The sequence below is a fragment of the Embleya sp. NPDC059213 genome (assembly GCF_042754445.1).
Lineage (GTDB): Bacteria > Actinomycetota > Actinomycetes > Streptomycetales > Streptomycetaceae > Embleya.
The window spans coordinates 1-22,835 of the sequence record NZ_JBHZAV010000073.1; the positions used below are offsets into that span (position 1 = coordinate 1).

The following is a 22,835-nucleotide window of genomic DNA, read 5'->3' on the forward strand; positions in this document are numbered from 1 at the left end:
AGGCGAATCAGCCTCGCCGGCGTTTGAGGCGAACCCAGCCCGGCCGGCGCATGAGGCCACCCAGCCCCGCCGGCGCATGAGGCGAATCAGCCCCGCCGGCGCTTGAGGCGAACCCAGCCCGGCCGGCGCATGAGGCCACCCAGCCCCGCCGGCGCATGAGGCGAATTCAGCCCCGGCCCGCGCTCGAGGCCAACCCCGCAACCTCCCGAACGAACCCCTTCGCCCCCTCCGCAAGGAGCGAGTGCAGGGCCAAAAACACCCGCCGAGCCCCCACCGCGTTCCAATCCGCCGGCAACAACTCCGCAGGCAGCCCCGGATCCAAGTACGGCAACCGCCGCCACTGCGTCAACATCGGCACGTACGTGCGAAACGCGTCGACCGCCTCCACCACCGGCCGCGCCCCAAGCTCCGCCGCCACCGGCCCATACGCATCGGTGAACAGCGCGTACTGCTCCTCGATCGCCTCGAAGTCCCACCAGTCCCCGACCGTCGCGCCCAGCTCCGCGAACGCCGCATCCCCGGTGAACAGGTGTACATAGTCCGCCAGTTCGACCCGAACGAGCGTGCGCCGAGCGTCCTCCAACAGCCGCGCCGGCGCGATCCACACCCCCGGCGACACATTGCCGAACCCCAGCCAGGTCAACCGCGAACGCAGTTGGTGCCGATGCGCGCGCTCGGACTCGGGCACCGAGAAGATCGCCAGCACCCACCCGTCCGCAAGCCGCGCCGGCTCCAGATTGCCGAAGATCCGCCGATCGCCCTCGTCGAAGATCGACTCCATCGCCGGACTGAGCCGATACCCGGTGCCGTCCCGCCGCTCCTGGGTGAGCGTGCCGCGCTTCTTCAGTCGCGAGATCGCCGACCGCACCGCCGGCGCGTCCACGCCCAGTTCGCCCATCAGCACGATCAGGTCGGCGATCGAGATCCACCCGCCCAGATCGCGCACGAACGCGCCGTACACGGTGTTGATCAACGAGCTGGGTCGGGCCGGGGTCTCCGCCATGGTCGCCTTCCTCGCGGAGTCTGGGTCGCCGGCGATCCTATCCGGGAGCCGGTCCCACCCCGGCGACCGGCGTGCCCTCGGCCGCACGCCGACGCAGTTCGCCGCGCCGCAGCTTGCCCGTGTCGGTGCGCGGCAACTCGGACACGAACTCGACCAGTCGCGGGTACTTGTACGGCGCCATGGTCTGCTTCACGAACGCCTGGAGCACCCGAGCCGTCGCCTCGTTCGCGACCACCCCGGGATGCAGCACCACGTACGCCTTGACCACCATGCCGCGCCGTTCGTCGGCCGCACCGACCACCCCGCACTCGGCCACGTCCGGGTGCGTGCCCAGCACCGCCTCCACCTCGGGACCGGCGATGTTGTAGCCGGAGGAGACGATCATGTCGTCGCTGCGCGCCTGGTACCAGAGGTAGCCGTCGGCGTCGCGGATGTAGGTGTCGCCGGTGATGTTCCAGCCGTCCCGCACATAGTCGAACTGCCGTGCGTCGTCGAGGTATCGGCAGCCGGTCGGGCCCTTGACCGCGAGTTGTCCGGGCGTACCGTCCGGGACCGGCCTGCCGTCCGGCCCGAGCACCACGGCCCGATGGCCCGGCACCGGCAGCCCGGTCGCCCCGGGGCGGATCGCGTCGTCGGCGGCGGAGACGAACACGTGCAACATCTCGGTCGCCCCGATGCCGTCGATGATCCGCGTCCCGATCGTGTCGCGGTACGCCTGCCACACGCCGACCGGCAACGCCTCGCCCGCGGACACACAGCGCCGCACGCCGGCGAGCAGGTCGACGAGCCCGGCGCCGAGGATCGCCCGGTAGGCGGTCGGCGCGGTGAACAGTACGGTGACCCGCCGTTCGGCGACCACGGCGGCGAGTTCCTCGGGGGTGGCCCGCTCCAGGAGCAGCGTGGCCGCGCCCGCGCGCAGCGGGAACACCACCAGCCCGCCGAGGCCGAAGGTGAAGCCCAGTGGTGGGGTGCCGGTGAACAGGTCGCTGGGCTCGGGGCGGACGACGTGCGCGGAGAACGTGTCGGCGATGGCGAGCACGTCCCGATGGAAGTGCATGGTGGCCTTGGGCCGACCGGTGGTCCCGGAGGTGAACGCGATCAGCGCGACGTCGTCGCACGCGGTGTCCACCGCCTCGAACACGGTGCTCTTGGTGGCGCAGCGGGCGGCCAGCGTGTCCGCGCCGGGCCCGCCGTAGGTGAGCACGCGCAGGCCGGGGGTCACGGCCGCGGCGAGCTCGGCGGTGAAGCGGTGGTCGCACAGTGCCGCGGTGGGGCGGCCGATCTCGTGGACGGCGTCGAGCTCGTGCGCGCGCAGCAGCGGCATGGTGGTCACCACGACCGCGCCGGCTTTCAGCGCGCCGAACCAACTCGCGACCAACCAGGGGTTGTTGGGGCCGCGCAGCAGGACCCGGTTGCCGGGCACCACGCCGAGGTCCTCGGTCAGCACGTGGGCCACCTGGTTGGCGCGGGTGAGCAGGTCGCCGTACGTCCAGGTCTCGTCGGCGGTGAGCAGGCAGCGCCGGTGCGCCCCGTGTCGCGCGATGGTGTCGTCGAGCAGTGCCACGGCGCAGTTGAGCCGGTCCGGATAGTGCAGTTCCGGCAGCTCGAAGATCAGCTCGGGCCACTGGTCGACCGGCGGCAGCCGATCCCGGGAGAACGTGTCGACGTGCGCGGAGGGACGGAGCTGCATGGCCGGCACCTCATCCTGTTGTCATCGTGACGGCAGTCAACGGTACGCGACATCCGTCCGCGAGGACATCCCTTCGAGCCGGCGGACGGGCGGCCGTGGGCGCGCGCTCAGCCGGCGGCGCCGTTGACCACCAGCACCGTGCCCCGGCCGATCGCGCAGACCGTCTCGGTACCGTCGTCGGCCAGCATGATCAGGTCGCAGTCGCAGACCGCCTGCCGACGACCGGCGTGCACGATCCGGGCCTCGGCGCGCAGCCTGGTGCCGAGTGCGGGCCGCAGGTACTGGACGGACACACTGCCGGTCAGCACGGCGGAGCCGAGCGTGCTGCCGGCTGCGAAGGTGATCGCGTTGTCGGCCGCGTAGGCGAGTACGCCGCCGTGCAGATACCCGTTCTGTTGCCGGAGTTCGTCGCGGACGTCGACCTCCAGGGTGGCCCGGCCGGCGCCGAATTCGGTGACCCTGGCCCCGACGAGCCGACTGAACGGCTGGGCGGCGAGCACGGATCGGGCGAAGTCGAGCGCCTCGTGGCCGGTCGGCGAGTCGATGGGGGTCTCGGTCATCGCGGTATCACCCTTCGCGTGGAAAGCGCACCCGGCGGGGAGCGGGGCACGTGGTCATCGAAGCAGAGTCCGGATCACCGCCGCCGCGCCACGGGCCGACGGCCGCCGGGCACGCACCGAGCCCACCCCCGGCGGATGCCCTTCGTCACACGGTGGCGTCATGGCGAAATTGGACAGCTTCCCTTACCGTAGGCGCGTTTCGGCCCCACAGAAGGCCCCGAAGAAGGAGAACGACGTCATGGCGCAGAACAAGCTGGGTGTGGCGATCGTGGGGACCGGCTTCGGGTGCATCACGCACCTGCCCGCCTTCCGGGACGCGGGCTTCGAGGTACGGGCGCTGGTCGGCCGCGACCCGGTGCGCACCGCCGAGCGGGCCGAGCGGTTCGAGGTGCCGTACGCGTTCACCGATCTCGACGCGGCGCTCGCGCTGGACGGCGTGGACGCGGTGACCGTGGCCACGCCGCCGCACACGCACGCGGAGATCGTGCTCGCGGCGGTCGCGGCGGGCAAGCACGTGGTGTGCGAGAAGCCGTTCGCGAGCGATGCGACCGAGGCCGCCCGCATGCTGGCCGCCGCCGAGCGGGCGGGCGTCGTACACATGCTGGGCACCGAGTTCCGCTGGCAGTCCTCGCAGGCCCTGCTCGCGCGGCTGATCTCGGCCGGCGCGATCGGCGAACCGCGGCTCGCCACCTGGCTGTTGCACATCCCGGTCCTGACCGGACCGGCCGCCGAGGTACCCGCGTGGTGGGGCCGGGCCGAGGACGGCGGCGGCTGGCTGGGCGCGCACGCCTCGCACTGGATCGACCAGATCCGGCACACGCTCGGCGAGTTCGCGGGCGTCAGCGCGGGCCTGCCGCTGGTCGCCGACCGGCCGGGGCAGAGCGCCGAGGACACCTTCAACATCCGCTTTCGCACGGTGACCGGCGTCGAGGGCACCCTGCAAAGCTCCGCCGGGATCTACGGGCCGCCGCTGATCACCACACGCGTGGCGGGCACCCACGGCACGGCCTGGGTCGAGTTCGACGACGTCTGGCTCGCCGACGCGGCCGGCGACCGTCGGGTGGAGACCCCCGCCGACCTGGCCAACCCGGACCCGATCGCGCCCCCGTCCGACCTCATGCACACCGCCTACGACCTGCTCCACTCGATGGGCATCGACCGTGCGCCGTACACCCGCCTGGCCACCACCTTCGCCGCCCTGATCAACGGCGAACCCGTCCCCGACTCCCCCCGCCACGCCACCTTCGCCGACGGCGTGGCCGGCCAACGGGTGCTCGACGCCATCCGCAGTTCCGCCGCCGACGGCGGCACCTGGACCGCGTGCGCATAGTCCCGGAAAATCGGATGAACCGCGCCGAGCCGCCGGAAGGAAAACGGCTCAAGTGAATGTCGGGTATTCCGGTGTACACTCGCGACACTGACACGTGTCAATGGATAATCACCCTGCTCTATTTCCGGTCGATTCCTGCTTCCCGGAAACAGCCACTGCCCGTCTCCGCCCGTCGGACCCGAAAGCGGTGGTAATCCGGACAAAGAAATCAAAAATCGGAGCGGCGTCGGCAGGAATTACCCCGTCCCGACCACGCCGACCGCCGGCCGAATACCGGCACACCGACCACCGGCTTCCTTGAGGGATCACCCGTCCACAGCCATCCTCTGAGGCACCCGAACGCCGAACGCCCGGTACGGCGACGGGCCCCCCGATGGAGGCCGAAGATGCTCAAAAGGATCGTAGGCGTGCTCGCCGCCTGCATGGTTCTGTTCGCCATTCCCCAGTCCGCGTCCGCCATGGTCATTCCGAATCACTTCTCGCGGATGCTCATCGGAGCCAACTGGAAATGTCTGGACGCCGATACCAACACCATGAACACGAACGGTGGGATCGTGCAGCAGTGGCAGTGCATCGGTAATCCCGCAGACAACACGACGCCCTATAACCAGCTCTGGCTGGCCGTTCCCCAGAACAACGGCAGCGCCGCGTACAACCTCGTGCCCGGCGGCACCACCGGGTTCAAGTGTCTGACCACGATGGGGGGCCTGTCGTATTCCCGGGTCAGCCTGTGGGACTGCAACTCCGGCACCTCCCAGGCTTGGTTCCCGATCAACACCAATGCGTGGGTCAACCCCATCACCGGACTGTGCCTGGAAGCCGATCCGAACCAGAACTACAACGGCGGCGGAATGTACATCGCGCCCTGTGCAACCGCCGACGGCAAGCCGGTCCTGCGCCAGACCTTCGGCTTCATCGACTGACCGGACCCACGCCCCCGAACCACCCGACCCGGTGCACGTCGGCCCTCGCCGACGTGCACCGGGTCCACCGCGCCCTTCCCTACCGGGTCGCCGACTCCCCGCGAGCCCGCGCGTCGACCCGGCCCGGCGTCGTCCGCGTGTCGAGCGCCTCCGGGCGCAGGTCCAGGCGGCGCAGGAGTTGGGCGTTGAGGGCGACCACGACCGTGGACAGGCTCATCAGGATGGCGCCGACCTCCATCGGCAGGACCACACCCGCCCAGGCCAGCAGGCCGGCGGCCAGCGGCACGGTGACGATGTTGTAGCCCGCGGCCCAGGCCAGGTTCTGCCGCATCTTGCGGTAGACGGCCGTGGACAGGCGACGCACGCCCAGCACGGCGCGCGGGTCGTCCGAGGCCAGGACCACACCCGCCGACTGGACCGCGACGTCGGTGCCGGCGCCGATCGCGATGCCGACGTCGGCACGGGCCAACGCCGGCGCGTCGTTGACGCCGTCGCCGACCATGGCCACCCGCAGGCCGCGGGACTGGAGCTCGGCGACCTTGGCGTCCTTGTCGCCCGGCAGCACCTCGGCGAAGATCTCGTCCACCCCGAGGTCGCGCCCGACCCACTCGGCCACCTGTCGGGCGTCCCCGGTGAGCATCCCGACACGCACCCCCGCCGCGTGCAACTCCTGTACCGCAGAGCGGGATTCGGGCCGGATCTCGTCCTCCAGCGCGAGTGCCCCGGCGACCTCGTCGGCGGCCAGCACGTACAGCACCGCCGCGCCGCGCCCGACCCAGTCCCCGACGGTCGCCGACAGTTCGTCCGGTACCGGTACGCCCGCCTCGCGCAACAGCGCCGGCCCGCCGACCCGCACCCGGGTGCCGGCCACGTCCGCCTCGACGCCCCGGCCCGTCATCGACCGGAACGCGCTCGCCGCGGCCGGCCTGCCGCGTTCCCCGGCCGCCCGCACGATCGCCCGGGCCAGCGGGTGTTCGCTCTCCCGCTCGGCCGCGCCCGCGAGCAGCAGCACCATCGTCTCGTCCCGGCCGGGCGCGGCCGCGACCCCGGTCACCGCCGGCGCCCCGCGCGTGAGGGTGCCGGTCTTGTCGAACAGCACGACGTCGACACCGCGCATGCGCTCCAGCGCGATCCGGTCCTTGATCAGGATGCCCTGCCGCGCGGACAATTCGGTGGAGATCGCGATCACCAACGGGATGGCCAGCCCGAGCGCGTGCGGGCAGGCGATCACCAACACGGTGACGGTGCGCTCGATCGCCGACCCGCCCTCGCCGAGCAACGACCACGCCACCAGCGTCAGGACCGCGGCGCCGGCCGCGTAGTAGAACAGCAGCGCCGCCGCCCGATCCGCCAACGCCTGGGCCCGGGACCGGGATTTTTGCGCGTCGGCGACCAGCCGCCGAATGCCCGCGAGTTGGGTGCGCTCACCGGTCGCGGTCACCCGCACCCGTACCGCACTGTCCACCGCGACCGTACCGGCCACCACGGTCTCGCCCGTGCCGCGCGGCACCGACCGGGACTCACCGGTGATCATCGACTCGTCGAACTCGGCCGCGCCTTCGGTGATCCTGCCGTCCGCCGGGACGCGCGCCCCGGAACGCACCAGGACGGTATCGCCGGTCTCCAATTCGGCCACCGGAACACGCTCGAACTCCCCGTCCGGACGCACCCGTTCCGCCTCGTCGGGAAGCAGCGCCGCGAGTGCGTCCAAAGCTCCCGAGGCGGCGCCGAGGGCGCGCATCTCCAGCCAGTGGCCGAGCAGCATGATGTCGACCAGCAGGACCAGTTCCCACCAGAAGTCCAGCTCGTGCGACGCGAGTTCGAGCGTCGAGGCCCAGGAGGCGACGAACGCGACGGTGATCGCCATCGCGATCAGCGTCATCATTCCGGGCCGCCGCGCGGCGAGTTCGTCGCGGGCGCCGGTCAGGAACGGCCATCCGCCGTAACCGAACACGAGGGTGCCCAGAAGCGGCGGGATCCAGGACGAGCCCGGGAACGACGGCTCGTGGTAGCCGAGCAGGTCCGCGAGCATCGGGCTCAGCACCAGCACGGGGACGGAGAACAGCAGGCTCCACAGGAGCTTGCGGCGGAACATCTCGCCGTGACCGGCGTGCCCGCCGTGTCCCTGATGACCCGCGTGCCCCTCGTGCCCACCCGGCCCGGCCGGCTGCGCGTGGCCCCGGTGCCCGGCACGATCCGGGTGGCCCGTGCCGCCCGCCGGCTCCGCGTGGCCCGGATGTTCGTCCCGTCCGGTCCGGCCGTACTCCATCCCGCTCGCCTCCTCGTCCTTCGTCGATCTTTCATACATACCACCCCGGGGTATGAGAAACCCGGAACGACCCGCACTCATTCCTTGCGAATCCGGCGGAACCGTCCGCATCTCGAGCCGACGGCGGTATAACCAGAGACCAGCCCCTCTCCCTCGGGAGGCCAAAAGTGGTGCGACAGCCACGTTCCCGCAGCGTCGACTGGTTGTGGTGGGCGACCTCGTCGGGCGAACTGCAACCCTTCCTGGATCACCCGGATCACGACCAGCAGGAGATAGCCCGGGAGAAGTCGGCGGTAGCGGTCCAGCTCGCCCGCCTCGGCGACCCCCTCGTGGACTGTCTCGGGGCAATCGCCCCGGACGTCCTCGCCGACGCCCTGTGGCGGTTGCCCAACCCCACACGGACCGACACCCTGCGCGCACTGCGCGTACCGCCCGCCCGCCGACCCACTCCCGCGATCGCCGAACACGCGCTCAAGCGGTTGCGCAAACAGACCCCGAGCGTGCGCGGCTACACCGCACAGGTGGTGACCCTTCCGGTACTGCGCGTGTTGTTGCCCGCGACCCTGGACACCGACTCGGGCGCGCTGGACGGCGAGATCCTGGAAAGCCTGAAAACCACGGCGTTCACCCCCGACCTGATCCGGCTCACCGCGATCGCGGACTGGGGGTTCAGTTGCCAGGCCGCCGCACTGCTGCGGATCACGCTGACCGAGGCCGACCTCGCGCTGCCCGGGTGGCCCGCCGAGGTCATCGCCGACGTGGTGACCGCGTGTCGCCGATTCGAGGCGTTCTGTCGGGATCGGATGTGCGGCGCCAGCGAGCCCCCGTCGCCGCTGCGCTCCCTCGACGACGCACTCGGTCGGGCGCGGGCCGCCGCCGACGCGGTGACCGCCGCCGTCGCGGCCGGGCGCGCGCCGGAGGAGGCCGACCTGACCATGCTCGGGCTCGTCGGCCCGGCCGTGGCCGAGGCCCGGACGGCGGTCGGCGCCCTGGTCGAGGCCGAAGCCGACACGCTGCCCGAGGACCGGCCGGGCCTGGCCGCCACGATCACCGCGCACGAAGCCGCGGTACACGCCCGTGAACTCGCCGGAGTGGACCGCTTCCGGCAACTCGGCGGCCCGCCGGCGCACACCGCGGCGATCGACGAACTCCGCGAGCTGACCGCCGAGCTGAGCGCCCGTCACGAGAATTGGGAACCGGCCGACCGGCGGCGCGTACTGGCCCTGGCCGATCTCGGCGAGCTGATCGACGCGATCGCGGCCGACCGGGACGAGGGCGTGGACGCGTTGGCGGAGACGATCCGCCCGCATCTGCCCGACCCGACGATCGTCAACGCGGCGTTACGGGGCCGGCTGTCCTGGCACGGGACACCCGCCTCGGGCGATCCGGCGGACGCGTCGAACACGGCCGAGAATACGCAGCCGGAGCCGGTGGCACAGACGTCGGCCGACCCCGATTCGGCCCCGGAACCGGGCCGCGAATCGGGCTCCGACGCCGACCCGAACCCGGTGTCCGACGCGCAACCGGCCGAGGCCGACGAGACCTCGGCGACAGCGGACCGGGAGGACCCCGCGGAGGGCGCGACGGACCCGGCACACTCGGCGCCGGCCCCCGAGGAGGACGCGGAGGAGGACCCGCCCGCGCCGCCGGCCGCTCCCGAGCCCGCCGCGCTGATCGGCGAGCTGATCGGCCGGGGCGAGTACGCCTCCGCGGCACAGGCCATGTCGACCGATGCCCCGGAGCGAATATCCGCGCTGCGTGCCCTGGCCTACGCCGACGGGGCGCGCTCGGACACCGGCGCCGTCGCGGTGTCGCTGCGCGCCGAGCTCGACGAGATGGCGATGCGCGAGCCCAGCCACGACCGCGCGACCCAACTGTTGACGGTGGCCGCCACGGCGCGCGCCGCCGTACTGTGCGGGCACAGCACGTACGGACTGCTCCAGGAGGCCGCGGCCGGTCTGGGCGACCTGCCCGCGGTGGCCACGCTGGCCCGACACATCGCCACCGGCTCCGCGCAGGGACTGCTCGGCGGCACCCGCAACCTCGGCGCGCTCGAGGCCCTCGCCGAGGCCGAAGCCGGCGCCGCCGCGTGTGCGGCGGACGCCGCAGAGGCCCTGTTGCACCCGCGTCACCTGCGCTTCCCCCGGGCCACCTCGATCGCCCAACTGTGGTGGCGTCCCGAGGACGGCCTGCTCGGCCGACTGCTGCAACTGGCGGCCGGCAACGAGCGCCGCGATCTGGACGAGGTCGCCGAAGCGCTGCGCCGACTCACCAAGCACCACGAGTTGGAGAGCCGGCTCTCCGCGATCGACGAGGAGTTCCGCAACGGCAAGGGCCACCGTCTGGAGGGGCCGGCCAGACGTCGACTGCTGGAATACGCCCGCGAGTCGCTGGGCACGGTGAGCCGCTGGGTGGACGCCATGCGTCGGGTCACCGAAACCGAGGCGGAGGCGGAGTCCTGGATCGCCGGTCCGCTGACCGATCTGCGGCACACCCTGCTCGCCGACCGCCCGGAAGCCGAACGCGAACTCGCCGACCTCGCCGCGCACACCGGCGACCCGCTCACCGCCGGCGCCGCGCGAGCCGCCGCCGCGAGCCTGTCCGCGACCCTGGACCTCCTCGACGGCCGCCCCCTGACCGGCCCCGAACCCACCCCCGAAGCCCTCCTCGCCAAACCCACCTAGCCCACCTACACCAGACGACATACACAACAACTCGACCCACAAACACCGCAGCAGCGCGGGCGGGCCGGCGGACGGACTACGCAGCACAAACGGCCGGCCCGGCAACACAGGCGGCGCGAGAAATGCGGCCCGGACGGGCGGGCGACGCCACGCGAGACAGCGCGGACGGCACGGCAGCGGGCAACACGGCGAAAGGCGAGCAGCCCGCCAACACGGTCGACGCGGCGTGGGCACTGGCAGCGCGCCAACGCAGGCGACACGGCAACAGACGAGCGACTCGGCAAGGCGGCGCGGACGGGCCGCCCTGCAACACGGGCAACAAAGCGCGGACAGGCAGGCGACGCGAAGAGCGGCGCGACAGCACCGGCGACGCGGCGGCGGCCAGGCGATTCGGCCGAGCGGCGCGGACGGGCGGACCGCGCGAAGAACGGCCCGGCGCGGATCGGTGGGCAACGCGGCAGCACGGGCGGGCGGCGCGAAACACCGTCAACGGCGCGGCGCGGCCCGGCAGCACGAGCGGGGCACAGGTGAGCCGCGCGATGAACCAGAAGGGCGGTGGAGCAAAAGGCATGGCAGCGCGTGCGGCGGGGGGCCAAGTGGTGGGGATTGGCAGCGGCGCGAGGCGAAGCGGAGCAAGGTGTGTCGCGAGCCCACCTCAACCCCGGCGGGTGCGACGCGCGAAGTGGGGGGCGCGACGACACGCCCTACGGGACCTCTTCCTCCGGAATGATGTGCATCGCCGCCTCCTCCGCGCCCGCCGCACCGCCGTCGATGCCGACGTCGTGCGCCACCGCCTCGGATTCGGTGTCCTCGTGGGCGCCCTCGTCGTCGGCGACCAGTCGGCCCGCCCTCGGGTCGGGGCCGCCCTCCCATTCGTCGGAGACCATGTCGTCGTCGGAGACGTCCGGCTCCTCCTCGGACAACAACTGGTCGAGCGACTCGCCGCGTCGCTCCTCCTCCGGCGTGTTGCCGTACCGCTCCGCCGCCGACCAGCGGTCCGGCGGCACGATCCCGGTGTCCAGCGGGTCGTACGACAGGTCGTCGGTCGACAGCGTGTCCTCGGGCCCGAGCACCCCGTCGTCGCCCGGCGTGTCCGGGGAGTCTTCGGTCCGGTCCGGGGTGTCGTCGCTCATCGCCTGCCACCTTCCACTGAAGTGCCCGTACTCGTGGTGCGTCCAGGGCTCGACCCTGTCCCCCGCGACCCGAGTGACACTGCCCAGCGCCGGCCGGTTCATTCGGGCCTGCCCGGCGACGTCCCCACCTGGCAGCATGTCCGGGTGCCGGAAAATCGCTTACCCGTCGCCGCCCTGACCTGCTGCCTGCTGCTCGCCACGACCGCGTGCGGCGCGGACGACGGCGGCGACAGGCCCGACAGGGCCGAGCGCACCGTCGAGCCGACCGAGGTCGCCGATCTTCACGCCGAGCCCGCCCTGACCCTCGACTGCCTGCACGTGATCGACGAGCGACCCGCGCCCGCCGGCGCGCTCACCGTGTTTCTCGGCGACGTCGCGCTGGAGACCGGCCGCCGGCTCCAACCGGCCGAGGTCGACGGCTCCGAACCCCCGCACCCGCTCTTCGCCAAGTCCGGCCTGATGGTGCGCGCCGGCGCGCGGGTCGACATCGAGGTACTCCCCGCCCCCGGCAACGGCGCGTCCATCGTGTGGGGCAACGGTCGGCCCGCCGCCGGCTCCGTCCGCGTGCCGGGCTGCCCCGCCCGCTCCGCCGAGCAGCCCTGGCTCGCCTTCGCCGGCGGCTACCACGTGGACCGGCCCGGCTGCGTCACGCTGATCGTTCGCTCGCACGGACTGCGGACGAAAGTGCACGTCCCGGTGGGTGCCGGCTGCCGAACCGAGGGCTCATCCGACCGGTTGGAGACGCGGCCCCCGCCGCTGGGCGCACGGCCTGCGAAACCGGTCGTTCCATCGGTGTAGACATCACTACCCGTCTCATGCCTGAGGCTGATTTTTCCTGACGGATTTGGTCGATCTTTGATCGCCGGCGCAGGGTGGTCCAGGGGGCCAGGGACGGAAGACCCGGTCCTACGACAGGCCGGGGAGGGAGCGGACGGAATGCACGAGGCGCAGACACGCGAGACCAGCCGCGACGATTGGCAGACGCTGCACACCGGCACCCGGGAATCGGCGGCCCGCGCGCTGCGCGTCGATCTGGCCCACGCCGGTGTGGCCGAGGCCGATCTGGCCCGACGAGCGACCGAGGTCTGGGCCGGGTCCGTGGTGACCGTACCGCGCACCGGCCGGCAGTTCCGGGTCACCCGGGTCGACGTGCCCGCCCCGACGCTCTCGCTCGGCGAGCAGCGCGCGGACGTCGCCTAGTCCCGGCCGGACCGCCGACCGAAACACCCGCCACTCCGGACGCCTGCGGTCACCACGGTCCCGTCCCCGTCCGCCCGGACCGAGGTGACCCGGCGGCCCCGCCCCGGGCGCCCGACCGCACCAGTCGACACGAACCGGGGCGACTCGCCCCGGCGAACGACGTGCCCACCCGCGCGCCCCGAATCCGATCCGGGCGGGACCTTCCACCGACCCCCCACGTCGTGCTGTGCTGTCCGCCATGGTCGACGAAACCACTTACCCCACGGTTCCGCACCGGCACCGAGGCGTCCCCGCCCACGAGGCGGAAGCCCGCAGCCGAGCCTTCCACGACGTGATGTCCCAACGCCGCACCGTCCGCGACTTCTCCTCCCGGCCGATCCCCGACAACGTGATCGACTGGGCGATCCGTACCGCCGGCACCGCGCCCAGCGGCGCCAACGTGCAGCCCTGGCGCTTCGTCGTGCTCACCGACCCCGAGCGCAAACGACACCTGCGCGAGGCGGCCGAGCAGGAGGAGCGCGAGTTCTACGAGCACCGCGCGTCCGCCGAGTGGCTCCGGGCCCTCGCGCCGATCGGCACCGACTGGCGCAAGCCCTTCCTGGAGGAGGCGCCGGTGGTGATCGTCGTGTTCGAGGTGCACAAGGGCCCGGACTCGCCGCGCCCCTACTACACGAAGGAGTCGGTCGGCATCGCCGTCGGCCTCCTGCTCGCGTCGTTGCACCAGGCCGGTCTGGCCACGCTGACCCACACCCCGAGCCCGATGCGCTTCCTCAACGAGGTGTGCGACCGCCCGCAGGAAGAGCGCGCCGCGTACGTCGTCCCGGTCGGCTACCCGGCCGAGGACGCACGCGTGCCCGACATCCGGCGCAAGCCACTGGAGCAGGTCGTCGTCCGGCTCTGACCCCCCAACCCCGGCACGCACGCCGGACGGGCCCGAGCCGCGGCGCCCGTCCGGCACCACGAAACCGGCGGTGAAGTCCCGGCAGAAGCAACGGGGTTCGCCTGCGCCGCACCCCGCCCCTCTGCGATCCTGAACCGGCACGTCCGGATCCGCAGCAACCGTACGTTCGGGGGGCGTTGATGAGTGTCGTCGCCGGAAAGATCATCGACGAGTCGATCGTGATCGCCGCCGATTCCCAGGTGACCTGGGGTCAGGCCAAGACCGAGGGCACCAAGCTGTACAAGATCGGCGAGAACCTGATCTTCGGCGGTGCCGGGCTGCTGCGCGACATCAACCTGATGCGCCTGTTCCTGGACACGCACACCCCCGCGTCCGCCGAGGAACGCGACATCCTGGAGTTCTACGCCGAGTTCGTCGAATGGGGCAAGCGCAAGCTGTCCGGCTTCGAGCCCAAGTCGGAGTTCATGTTCGCCTTCGACGGCAGGCTGTTCGAGACGAGCAGCGACTTCGACGTCTTCTACTACGACTACGGTGCGATCGGTTCCGGCTGGGAGTACGCGCGGGCCGCACTGCACCTGGGCCACACCCCCACCCAGGCGGTCGGCGTCGCGTGCGACCTGACCATCTTCTGCATGCCGCCGGTGACCGAGTACCGCATACCGCGCCATCCGCAACCGTCGCCGGGCCGTGAGCACGAGGCCATCTGAACGGGATCCTTCGTCGAGTCCGCCGCAATCCGGAGCTAACCTTGTGTTTACGTGGACTCTCGTAAACTCTCGGGTATGTCCGAACAGCCCATCCCGGCGGACCTGATCGAATTGCAGCGCGCCCGAGACGCCGCGTACGAGGCCATCGCCCGGCACGCGGGGCAACTCTCCGAAGAGGAGCACGCCCGGCTGTGGGCCCAGGCCCGCGACGCCGTCGAGGCGCTGCACGCGCACCCGGCGATGACCGCCGGCGGCGAAAGTGCTGCGAAAGCCGGGGGCTCAGACCCCCGCGGCGGCCTTGAGCGCGTCCACGCGGTCCGTGCGCTCCCACGTGAAGTCCGGCAGGTCCCGGCCGAAGTGGCCGTACGCCGCGGTCTGCGCGTAGATCGGGCGGAGCAGGTCCAGGTCCCGGATGATCGCGGCCGGGCGCAGGTCGAACACGGTGTTCACGGCGGCCTGGATGGCCTCCACCGGCACCGCCTCGGTGCCGAACGTCTCCACGAACAGGCCGACCGGCGCGGCCTTGCCGATCGCGTACGCGACCTGCACCTCGCAACGGCGGGCCAGCCCGGCGGCCACCACGTTCTTGGCCACCCAGCGCATCGCGTACGCGGCGGAGCGGTCCACCTTCGACGGGTCCTTGCCCGAGAACGCGCCGCCACCGTGTCGGGCCATGCCGCCGTAGGTGTCGATGATGATCTTGCGACCGGTGAGCCCGGCGTCGCCCATCGGGCCGCCGATCTCGAACCGGCCGGTCGGGTTGACCAGGAGGCGGTAGCCCTCGGTCTCGATGCCCAGGCCGGACAGCTCCGGCTCCACCACGTACTCGCGGATGTCCGGCGCCAGCAGCGAGTCCAGGTCGATGTCGGCCGCGTGCTGCGAGGAGACCACGACCGTGTCGAGGCGGACCGGGCGGTCGCCGTCGTACTCGATGGTGACCTGAGTCTTGCCGTCCGGGCGCAGGTAGGGGATGGTCCCGTTCTTGCGCACCTCGGCCAGGCGATTGGCCAGCCGGTGGGCGAGCGTGATCGGCAGCGGCATCAGCTCCGGCGTGTCGTCGCACGCGTAGCCGAACATCAGGCCCTGGTCGCCCGCACCCTGGCGGTCCAGCTCGTCCTCGTCGCCGTCGACCCGGTTCTCGTACGCCGTGTCGACGCCCTGCGCGATGTCGGCCGACTGCGCGCCGATGGACACCGAGACGCCACACGAGGCGCCGTCGAAGCCCTTCTTCGAGCTGTCGTAGCCGATCTCCAGGACGCGCTCGCGCACGATCGTGGGGATGTCGGCGTAGCCCTGCGTCGTGACCTCGCCGGCCACGTGCACCTGACCGGTGGTGATCAGCGTCTCGACGGCGACCCGACTCTTGGGGTCTTCCTTGAGGAGCGCGTCCAGGATGGAATCGCTGATCTGGTCGGCGATCTTGTCCGGGTGACCTTCGGTCACGGACTCAGAGGTGAACAGACGGCGGGACACATCGCTCCCTGGGGTTGCAGCGGCTGCTGGCTGGCAGGTGGACCCGGACCGTCCGGACAGGTCGGGACGGGCGGGTCCACCGAATACTGGGGCCGAGTTTATCCCCCCGACCCCCGCCCTGGGACTGGGTGTCCCAAGACATGGACGGCGTGGCGTTGCTCACTTTGTGTGAACCCGGCGCGATCGACTGTTCCGACCGGCTGCCGAACCCACCGAAACGGGACACGAGAACTAGGCGAAACGGGGCACCACGAGGTCCCACACGACGTCCGCCAGATCCTCCTTCGGGCCGTGCGCAACCGGCGTTTCGCTGCCGTCGGCGGCCAGCACGATCGCCTCGTTCACGTCGGTGCCGAAGGTCAGTTCCTCGCCCACCCGGTTGACCACGAGCAGATCGCAGCCCTTGCGGGCGAGCTTCGCGCGGCCGTTGGCGAGCACGTCGTCGGTCTCCGCGGCGAAGCCGACCACGACCTGGCCGGGCCGGAGCCGGTCGCGGGCGAGTTCGGCGAGGACGTCCGGGTTCTTCACCAGCGCGATCGGCTCCGGTTCGGCGTCGGTCTTCTTGATCTTGCCGTCGACCCGGGTCGCCGGACGGAAGTCCGCGACGGCCGCGGCCATCACCACGCAGTCCGCGTCCTCGGCCGCCTTGAGCACCGCGTCGCGCAGTTCCAGGGCGGTGCCCACGTGCACCACGTCGGCCCCGGCCGGGTCCGGCAGGCCGGTGTTGGCCTCGATCAGGGTGACCCGGGCCCCCCGGGCGATCGCCGTGCGGGCGAGCGCGTAGCCCTGCTTGCCGGACGAGCGGTTGCCCAGGAAGCGGACCGGGTCCAGCGGCTCGCGGGTGCCGCCGGCGCTGACCAGCACATGCCGGCCGACCAGATCGGGCCGGGTCGCGCCGCGCCCGAGGGTGCGCCGGACCACCTGGAAGATCTGCTCCGGGTCGGGCAGCCGGCCCTTGCCGGTGTCCTTGCCGGTCAGCCGACCCACCGCCGGCTCGATCACGATCGCGCCGCGCCTGCGCAACGTCGCGACGTTGTCCACCGTGGCCGGGTGCTCCCACATCTCGGTGTGCATCGCCGGCGCGAAGATCACCGGACAGCGCGCGGTGAGCAGCGTGTTGGTGAGCAGGTCGTCGGCGAGTCCGTGCGCGGCCTTGGCGAGCAGGTCCGCGGTCGCCGGCGCGACCACGACCACGTCCGCGTGCTGGCCGATCCGGACGTGCGGGACCTCGTGCACCGCGTCCCACACCCCCGTGGCCACCGGCTGCCCGGACAGCGCCGACCAGGTTGCCTCGCCGACGAAGTTGAGCGCGGACTCGGTCGGCACCACCCGGACCTCGTGCCCGGACTCGGTCAACCTGCGCAGCAGTTCGCACGCCTTGTACGCGGCGATGCCGCCGGCGACGCCGAGGACGACACGGGGTCGGGATCCGGTACTCATCGCTGCTCCTGGGCCTCGTCGCGACCGGCCCGTGTTCCGACCGGCACGGCGAGCCTACGACACCGCCTCGGACGGCTCGATCGCGTGTCGGCCGGGCCGGCGGCCGGAAGTCGACCGGGACCTGAGTACGAGTACGGATGTCGCGCCCGGGCGGCGCTGCCAGCATCGGAGGCCGGGAGTCCATCGGGGGAGATGACGTCGATGTCGAACGAGCGGCTGCTGGACGACGCCACGCGGTGTCCGGGCTGTGCGCGACAACTCCGGATGCCGCGCACCGAGCGCTGCCCCGGGTGCGCGATCAAACTGACCGGGCCGGCTGCGGATCAACTGTGGCAGCTCGGCGTGTCGGCGGCGCAACTGCTGCGCCGGCGCGAGCACCTGCTCCAGCGCATGCGGGCCGAGGCGCAGCAGTGGCTCAGCCGCCCGTCCGTGCCGGCCGCGACGCCGCCGGTCCGCACGCCGACCCCACCCGCGGCGCCGACGCCGGTGCCGCCGACCCCGGCCGCTCCCGCCCGCCCGGCGGCCGATCGGGTTCGGGAGTCGGCCGAGGTCGGGCGGCGCCGGGTGGCCCGGATCGTGCTGGGCGCGGGCGTGCTGCTCGTGGTGCTGGCCGCGGTGGTGTTCGTCGCGGTCACCTGGAATCGCACCGGCACCGGCGGCCGGGCCCTGGTGATGGCGCTCGCACTGGTGCTGGCCGCGACCGGGACCACGCTCGCCGAGCGGCGCGAACTGCCCGCCACCGCCGAGGCGATGGCCGCCCTGACCGTGGCCATGGGCCTGCTCGACGGCTACGCGGCCTGGGCCGCCGACCTGGCCGGCGTGCGCGACGCGAGCGCGCTGCCGGTCGCGGCGGTCACCCTGCTCGCGGTCGGCGGCGCGGCGGCGCTGGGCTCGATGGTGGCGCCGTTGCGCGCGTTGCGGATCTCGGCGGCGCTGTTGCTCCAGGGTCCGTTGCCGCTGCTGATCGCCTGGTTCGGGGTGGGCCGCGCGTCGCTGTTGCCGCTCGCGATCGGGCTCGGCCTGCAGGCGGCCGCGGACGTCGTGCTGCTGCGCCGGGTCTACGCCGAGGCCGCGCGGGGCCTGCGGATCGTCGCCGAGGTCGGCGTGCTCTGCTACTGGCTGACCGCGGTCGCGCTGACCTTCGCCGAGGGCGCGAGCGGCGCGTCGGCGGGCACCATGTTCGGGCTCGCCGCGATCGCCGGCGGGATCGCGTTCGTGCTGCGCCGGGCGCCCGTCGTGCGGCACCTGGCGTCGGCGAGTGCGATGGCCGGCTCGCTCGCGGCCGCGGCCCTGCTGCTCGCCACCCGGCCCTCGGGCGAGGATTCGGAGCTGCCGATCGCGTGGACGGGCGTCGCGCTGCTGGTCGTGGTCCTGGTCGCGATGGCGCCGCTGTTCGTGGTGCCGCGCGACTTCCGGGCCGGGCCGCTCGCGGTGCTCGTACCGCTGACGGTGGCGCCCGCGTTCTGGGTGCTCGCGGCGCCGGCGGTGGCGCTGGGCGGTCCGCTGTCCTGGCCGCGCCGGGCGTGGCAGCTCGGCTCGGCCGACGCCGGCAGCCGGAGCGCGATCATGCCGACCGATACCTGGGACTTCGGCCTGGCGCCGCTGGTACTGCTGCCGGCGGCGGCGCTGGTCGCGCTGACCGCCGGCACCCTGCTGCGCGGCCGGCCCGGGCGGACACCGGTCCTGGTGACCGGCGCGATCATCGTCGAGGGCTTGCTCGTGGTCGGGCCGCCGGCCCTGGATCTGCCGCTGTGGGCGGCGCTGGGCTGGCATCTGGCGGCGGCCGTCGGCTGGGGTTGCGCCTGGCGGATCCGGCCGCTGTTGCCCCTGGTCGGGCTTGCCCACGGCGCTCTGGCCCTGGTGTGGGCGACGGCGCATCCGCTCACGTCGATCGTGGTGTGGGCGGTGGTCGCCGCCGGCCTCACGATCACCGCCGTCCTGTCGCCGGGACGCCGCAGCGCCGAGCCGAGCCCGGCACCCGCGGCAGGCGGTGATCACGTATCGACACAAAGCACCGCCAATCCCACCGAGCCGACCGCCTCGTCGGCACAACGGGACACCACGACCGCGGGCGGTACGCCGGGCGCCGGCGACGTCACGCCCCACGTGTCACCCGCCACCGAAACCGACGGCGACACCAACGCCGACGGCGACGACGCCGACCCGTACGCCCCGGCCGGCGACGGCCCGACCGACGCCCCGAAGCCGCCCGCCCCCTTCCCCGTCCGTCCCCTGGTCCGGCCGCTCGCAGCCGCCTTCGCCCTCGCGCTCGCCGGCGTCGACGCGGCGATGACCGCGGCGCACTCGGGTGCCTCGACGGCGTTCGTCGCGCTCGCCCCGACCCTGCTCTTCGCGCTGGTCACCCTGATCGCCCTGACCCTGCGCCCCACCGCCCCGACGACCCGCGCCCTGACCCTGGTCGGCGGCGCCGGCTGGGTGATCGGCACCCTGGCCGCCTCCCGCGCCCCGGGCCACCTCGCCGCGGCCCTCGCCGCAGGACTCGCGGTGAGCGTGGTCGGCGCCCTCCGCGACCTGCCCGGCACCCGGCCGGCCTGGGCCGGGGCAGCCGCCCTGAGCTGGGTCGGCGCGATCACGGCCGGCACGCACGCCCTCGGCGCGGATCCTGACACCGTGCTCGCCGCCGTGCTCGCCGCCGCCCTGCTGTTCCCGCTCGCCCTCGGCTGCGCCCGCCGGCCCGGCCTGGCCCCGACCCTCGAAGGCACCGCGGGCGCGGCCCTGGTCGGCGCCCTGCTGATCGGTCGGGAGACCTCGCCTGTCGCGTTCGCGATCGCGGCGGCGGCCACCCTGTGCGGCGCGGTGTTCGGCCGCACGTGGCTGCGACCGGGATGGGCGCCCGCGACGGCGGTCCTGTCGTACGCCACCACGGCGGCCACGCTCTACCGGCTCGACGTCGGCGGGCCCGGCCAGGCGGTGGCCGGCGCGTGCGCGGCGGTGATCCTGCTGGTGGTCGCCACGTACCTGCACGATCTGCCGATGGCCGCGATCACGATCGAGGGGATCGCCGTGTTCGCGGCAGCCGTCTCGATCGCCGAGTCCGGCGGCCTGCTCCCGGTGGCCCTCGCCGTGGTCACCGCCGGCACGCTGCACAGCGCGCTGCGCGGGCGCGGCGCGGCTCGTCCGCTCTGGGCTCCCGCCACCGTCCTGTCGTGCACCGCGACGGTGCCGGCCACGCTGCATCGCCTCGACGCGACGAACGCGGTGAGCGTCCTGGCGGCGGTGGGCACGGCCGCCCTCCTGTACATCGCCGTCGCCCGGCTCCCCCGCCCCGATCCGGCGGCCACGCTCGCCGCCGCGGTCGGCCTGCTCGCCGCGGGTATCGCCACCGTCGCCGCGGCTCCCGAGCAGAGCTGGCTCGCCCTGGCCGGGGCCGGCCTCGCCGCGGCGACCACCCCGGCCGGTCCGCTGCGCACACCCGCCCGACGTGCCGCGCTGCCGCTGCTGTTCGCCGCCTACTGGCTGCGTCTGGCGCTGTTCGACGTCACCCACCCCGAGGCGTACACGGTCCCGCTCGGCCTCGCCCTGCTGGCCGAGGGCCTGCTGCGCCGGCGGGCCCGTCCGGAGACCAACTCGTGGGCGGCGTACGGCGGGTCGCTCGCGCTGTTGCTGCTGCCCTCGTTGCCGCTCGCGGTGGGCCAGACCGAGCCGATCCGGCCCAGCCTGCTGGGCGCGGCGGCGATCGCCACGCTCCTGGTCGGCGCCCGCTTCCGACTCCAGGCGCCGCTGTTCCTGGGCGCGGCGGTGCTGGCCGCGGTCGGGCTGGTGCACCTGGCGCCGCACCTGGCGCCGGTCTACGACGCGGTGCCGCGCTGGGCGATCCTGGGCACGGCGGGCCTGCTCCTGATCGTGATCGGCGCCGGCTACGAACGCCGCCTGCGCGACCTCAAGCGCCTGCGCCGCGCGGTGGGACGACTGGGCTAGAGGGACCCGCCGCCCGCCTCAGGTGAGCGCCCGCAGCTCGTCCAGCACCTCGGACACGCACGCCGGGTCGGCCCGGTGGGGCAGGTAGAACCCGAGGCGGTCGGCGACCCCGTGGGCACGTGCGGCCAATTGGGCCGCGACGTCCTTGGGTTCGCCGATCGCGACCACCCGGCCGAGCAGCGTGTCGTCGATCGCGTGCGGGATGTCCGGCCAGCGGCCGGCCCGGATCAGCGCGTGCAACTCGGCCTGCAACGGCCCGTAGCCCTCCACGTCGAGCACCGGCCGGTAGGCGGGCGTGGAGGCGTAGAACGCGACCATCGCCCTGGCCCCCTTCAGCGCGGCCCGCATCTCCTCCTCGGTCCGCCCGGCGGCGACGATCACGTCGAGCATCACCGAGAACTCGTCCCGGCCGCGCTCGGACAGCACCAAGCCGTCGTCGACCGCGTCGGTGACCGGGCCGCGCACGAAGAGGTCGGTGTTGAGCGGGTGGACCAGCAGGCCGTCCGCGTGTTCGGCGACCATGGTGATCATCCGCCGGCCCACCCCGCCCGCGAGCAGCGGCGGCAGCCCGTACGGATTGGGTCCCGGTCGCAACGTCGGCGGCATCAGCGTGAGGTCGAAGAACTCGCCGTGGAAGTCCAGCGGCGTCTCCCGCTGCCAGCAGGTGAGCACCGCGCGCACCGCGCGCAGCGTCTCGGCCATCCGGGCCACCGGGCGCGACCACTTGGCGCCGTACCGGCGTTCGATGTGTGCCTGGATCTGGGTGCCCAGGCCGAGCCGGAACCGGCCCTGCGAGGCCAGGTGCAGGTCGTACGCGGTGTGCGCGAGGTGGGTCGGGCTGCGCGGGAAGGCCACCGCGATGTTGGTCATGATGTCCACCCCCGCCGCGGCGGCCGGCACCAGCGGCAGGAACACGTCGGTGGGGCCCTCGAAGGTGAACACCCCGTCGAAGCCCGCCTCGGCCAGTTCCCGGGCCCGGTCGCCGGCGCGGCTCAGCGGCGCGTCCAGCAACGTGTCCACCGGCAGCACCCGCCGGCCCGCCTTCGGCGCGTCCGCGCCGCTCTCGATCCGGTCCACCTCGTCGCCCCACCCTCCGGATCACCCGCACGTCGCGCGCGGGTCGCCGCTCAGAGGTACGCCATCCGCGCCGAAGGGTCAAGGCACCGGCGGGACACGTCGGGTACGGGGCGACCCGCGTGGAACGCGCGAAGGGCCCGACGGAACACCGTCGGGCCCAACACGTCGAACAGTTCAGCGATACAGCGCAGATACGGCGCCGTCGAGTCGCGTGACTCGCTCAGCCCTCGATGGGCTCGGCGGTCAGCATGCCCGAGTTGATCTCGCGCAGCGCGATCGACAGCGGCTTCTCGTGCACGTGCGTGTCCACGAGCGGACCCACGTATTCCAGCAGGCCCTCGCCGAGCTGCGAGTAGTAGGCGTTGATCTGCCGAGCACGCTTCGCCGCGTAGATGACGAGGCTGTACTTGGAGTCGGTCGCCTCCAGGAGCTCGTCGATGGGCGGGTTGATGATGCCCTCGGGTGCGGTGGAAGAAGCTGACAAGGCGGGGGCCCTTCGAAAAGCT

17 protein-coding genes are annotated in these 22,835 nt (G+C 72.9%); 8 read left to right on the forward strand and 9 right to left on the reverse strand.

The window, feature by feature from the left end; genetic code table 11:
- Positions 1-166 precede the first annotated feature (166 nt).
- The 3 genes from ACFXMF_RS25540 to ACFXMF_RS25550 all read right to left on the reverse strand — a co-directional run bounded on the left by ACFXMF_RS25540 (position 167) and on the right by ACFXMF_RS25550 (position 3,253).
- Positions 167-1,003: a PaaX family transcriptional regulator C-terminal domain-containing protein gene (locus ACFXMF_RS25540; RefSeq protein ID WP_360319613.1), complete on the reverse strand. Its 837-nt coding sequence runs from the start codon at positions 1,001-1,003 to the stop codon at positions 167-169.
- A gap of 37 nt (positions 1,004-1,040) precedes the next feature.
- Complete coding sequence (locus ACFXMF_RS25545) at positions 1,041-2,693, reverse strand: AMP-binding protein (RefSeq protein WP_379990432.1); 1,653 nt, start codon at positions 2,691-2,693, stop codon at positions 1,041-1,043.
- Positions 2,694-2,800: 107 nt separating this feature from the next.
- On the reverse strand, positions 2,801-3,253 hold the full coding sequence (locus ACFXMF_RS25550; protein ID WP_360319609.1) for a PaaI family thioesterase: 453 nt from the start codon (positions 3,251-3,253) through the stop codon (positions 2,801-2,803).
- A 238-nt stretch (positions 3,254-3,491) separates the two neighbouring features.
- Between ACFXMF_RS25550 and ACFXMF_RS25555 the strand changes: the two genes are divergently transcribed.
- The gene (locus tag ACFXMF_RS25555; protein WP_379990431.1) at positions 3,492-4,583 is read left to right on the forward strand and encodes a Gfo/Idh/MocA family protein; all 1,092 of its coding nucleotides are present in this window, start codon (positions 3,492-3,494) and stop codon (positions 4,581-4,583) included.
- Between the two features lie 386 nt (positions 4,584-4,969).
- Entirely contained in the window at positions 4,970-5,506 is a 537-nt protein-coding gene (locus ACFXMF_RS25560) for a ricin-type beta-trefoil lectin domain protein (RefSeq protein ID WP_360319605.1), read from the forward strand.
- Between the two features lie 79 nt (positions 5,507-5,585).
- Here ACFXMF_RS25560 and ACFXMF_RS25565 read toward each other — a convergent pair whose 3' ends face one another.
- Entirely contained in the window at positions 5,586-7,814 is a 2,229-nt protein-coding gene (locus ACFXMF_RS25565) for a copper-translocating P-type ATPase (protein WP_379992074.1), read from the reverse strand.
- Positions 7,815-7,945: 131 nt separating this feature from the next.
- On the opposite strand from ACFXMF_RS25565, the gene ACFXMF_RS25570 reads away from it, so the two are divergent.
- Positions 7,946-10,459, forward strand: a complete 2,514-nt coding sequence (locus ACFXMF_RS25570) for a hypothetical protein (RefSeq protein ID WP_360319601.1) — start codon at positions 7,946-7,948, stop codon at positions 10,457-10,459.
- A gap of 704 nt (positions 10,460-11,163) precedes the next feature.
- Here the strand turns inward: ACFXMF_RS25570 and ACFXMF_RS25575 are convergent.
- The gene (locus ACFXMF_RS25575) at positions 11,164-11,592 is read right to left on the reverse strand and encodes a DUF5709 domain-containing protein (RefSeq protein ID WP_360319599.1); all 429 of its coding nucleotides are present in this window, start codon (positions 11,590-11,592) and stop codon (positions 11,164-11,166) included.
- A 144-nt stretch (positions 11,593-11,736) separates the two neighbouring features.
- On the opposite strand from ACFXMF_RS25575, the gene ACFXMF_RS25580 reads away from it, so the two are divergent.
- From ACFXMF_RS25580 to ACFXMF_RS25595, 4 genes are all read left to right on the forward strand, one after another.
- Positions 11,737-12,390 carry a hypothetical protein gene (locus ACFXMF_RS25580; RefSeq protein WP_379992076.1) on the forward strand — a complete coding sequence of 218 codons (654 nt, stop codon included), beginning with the start codon at positions 11,737-11,739 and terminating at the stop codon, positions 12,388-12,390.
- Between the two features lie 138 nt (positions 12,391-12,528).
- Positions 12,529-12,792 (forward strand): hypothetical protein, encoded by a 264-nt coding sequence (locus tag ACFXMF_RS25585; protein ID WP_379992077.1) that lies wholly within the window; start codon positions 12,529-12,531, stop codon positions 12,790-12,792.
- A 238-nt stretch (positions 12,793-13,030) separates the two neighbouring features.
- Positions 13,031-13,693, forward strand: a complete 663-nt coding sequence (locus tag ACFXMF_RS25590) for a nitroreductase family protein (protein WP_360319593.1) — start codon at positions 13,031-13,033, stop codon at positions 13,691-13,693.
- Positions 13,694-13,872: 179 nt separating this feature from the next.
- Entirely contained in the window at positions 13,873-14,400 is a 528-nt protein-coding gene (locus ACFXMF_RS25595; protein ID WP_360319591.1) for a hypothetical protein, read from the forward strand.
- Positions 14,401-14,679: 279 nt separating this feature from the next.
- Here the strand turns inward: ACFXMF_RS25595 and metK are convergent, their stop codons facing one another.
- Entirely contained in the window at positions 14,680-15,873 is a 1,194-nt protein-coding gene (metK, locus tag ACFXMF_RS25600) for a methionine adenosyltransferase (RefSeq protein ID WP_360323164.1), read from the reverse strand.
- A 231-nt stretch (positions 15,874-16,104) separates the two neighbouring features.
- Entirely contained in the window at positions 16,105-17,313 is a 1,209-nt protein-coding gene (gene coaBC / locus ACFXMF_RS25605) for a bifunctional phosphopantothenoylcysteine decarboxylase/phosphopantothenate--cysteine ligase CoaBC (RefSeq protein ID WP_360323166.1), read from the reverse strand.
- A 201-nt stretch (positions 17,314-17,514) separates the two neighbouring features.
- Here coaBC and ACFXMF_RS25610 point away from each other — a divergent pair, with 201 nt between their 5' ends.
- Complete coding sequence (locus ACFXMF_RS25610; protein WP_379989965.1) at positions 17,515-21,252, forward strand: SCO7613 C-terminal domain-containing membrane protein; 3,738 nt, start codon at positions 17,515-17,517, stop codon at positions 21,250-21,252.
- Between the two features lie 18 nt (positions 21,253-21,270).
- Here ACFXMF_RS25610 and ACFXMF_RS25615 read toward each other — a convergent pair whose 3' ends face one another.
- The gene (locus ACFXMF_RS25615) at positions 21,271-22,329 is read right to left on the reverse strand and encodes a TIGR03617 family F420-dependent LLM class oxidoreductase (protein ID WP_379989964.1); all 1,059 of its coding nucleotides are present in this window, start codon (positions 22,327-22,329) and stop codon (positions 21,271-21,273) included.
- A gap of 220 nt (positions 22,330-22,549) precedes the next feature.
- Complete coding sequence (gene rpoZ / locus ACFXMF_RS25620; protein WP_020551792.1) at positions 22,550-22,813, reverse strand: DNA-directed RNA polymerase subunit omega; 264 nt, start codon at positions 22,811-22,813, stop codon at positions 22,550-22,552.
- Positions 22,814-22,835: the final 22 nt, after the last annotated feature.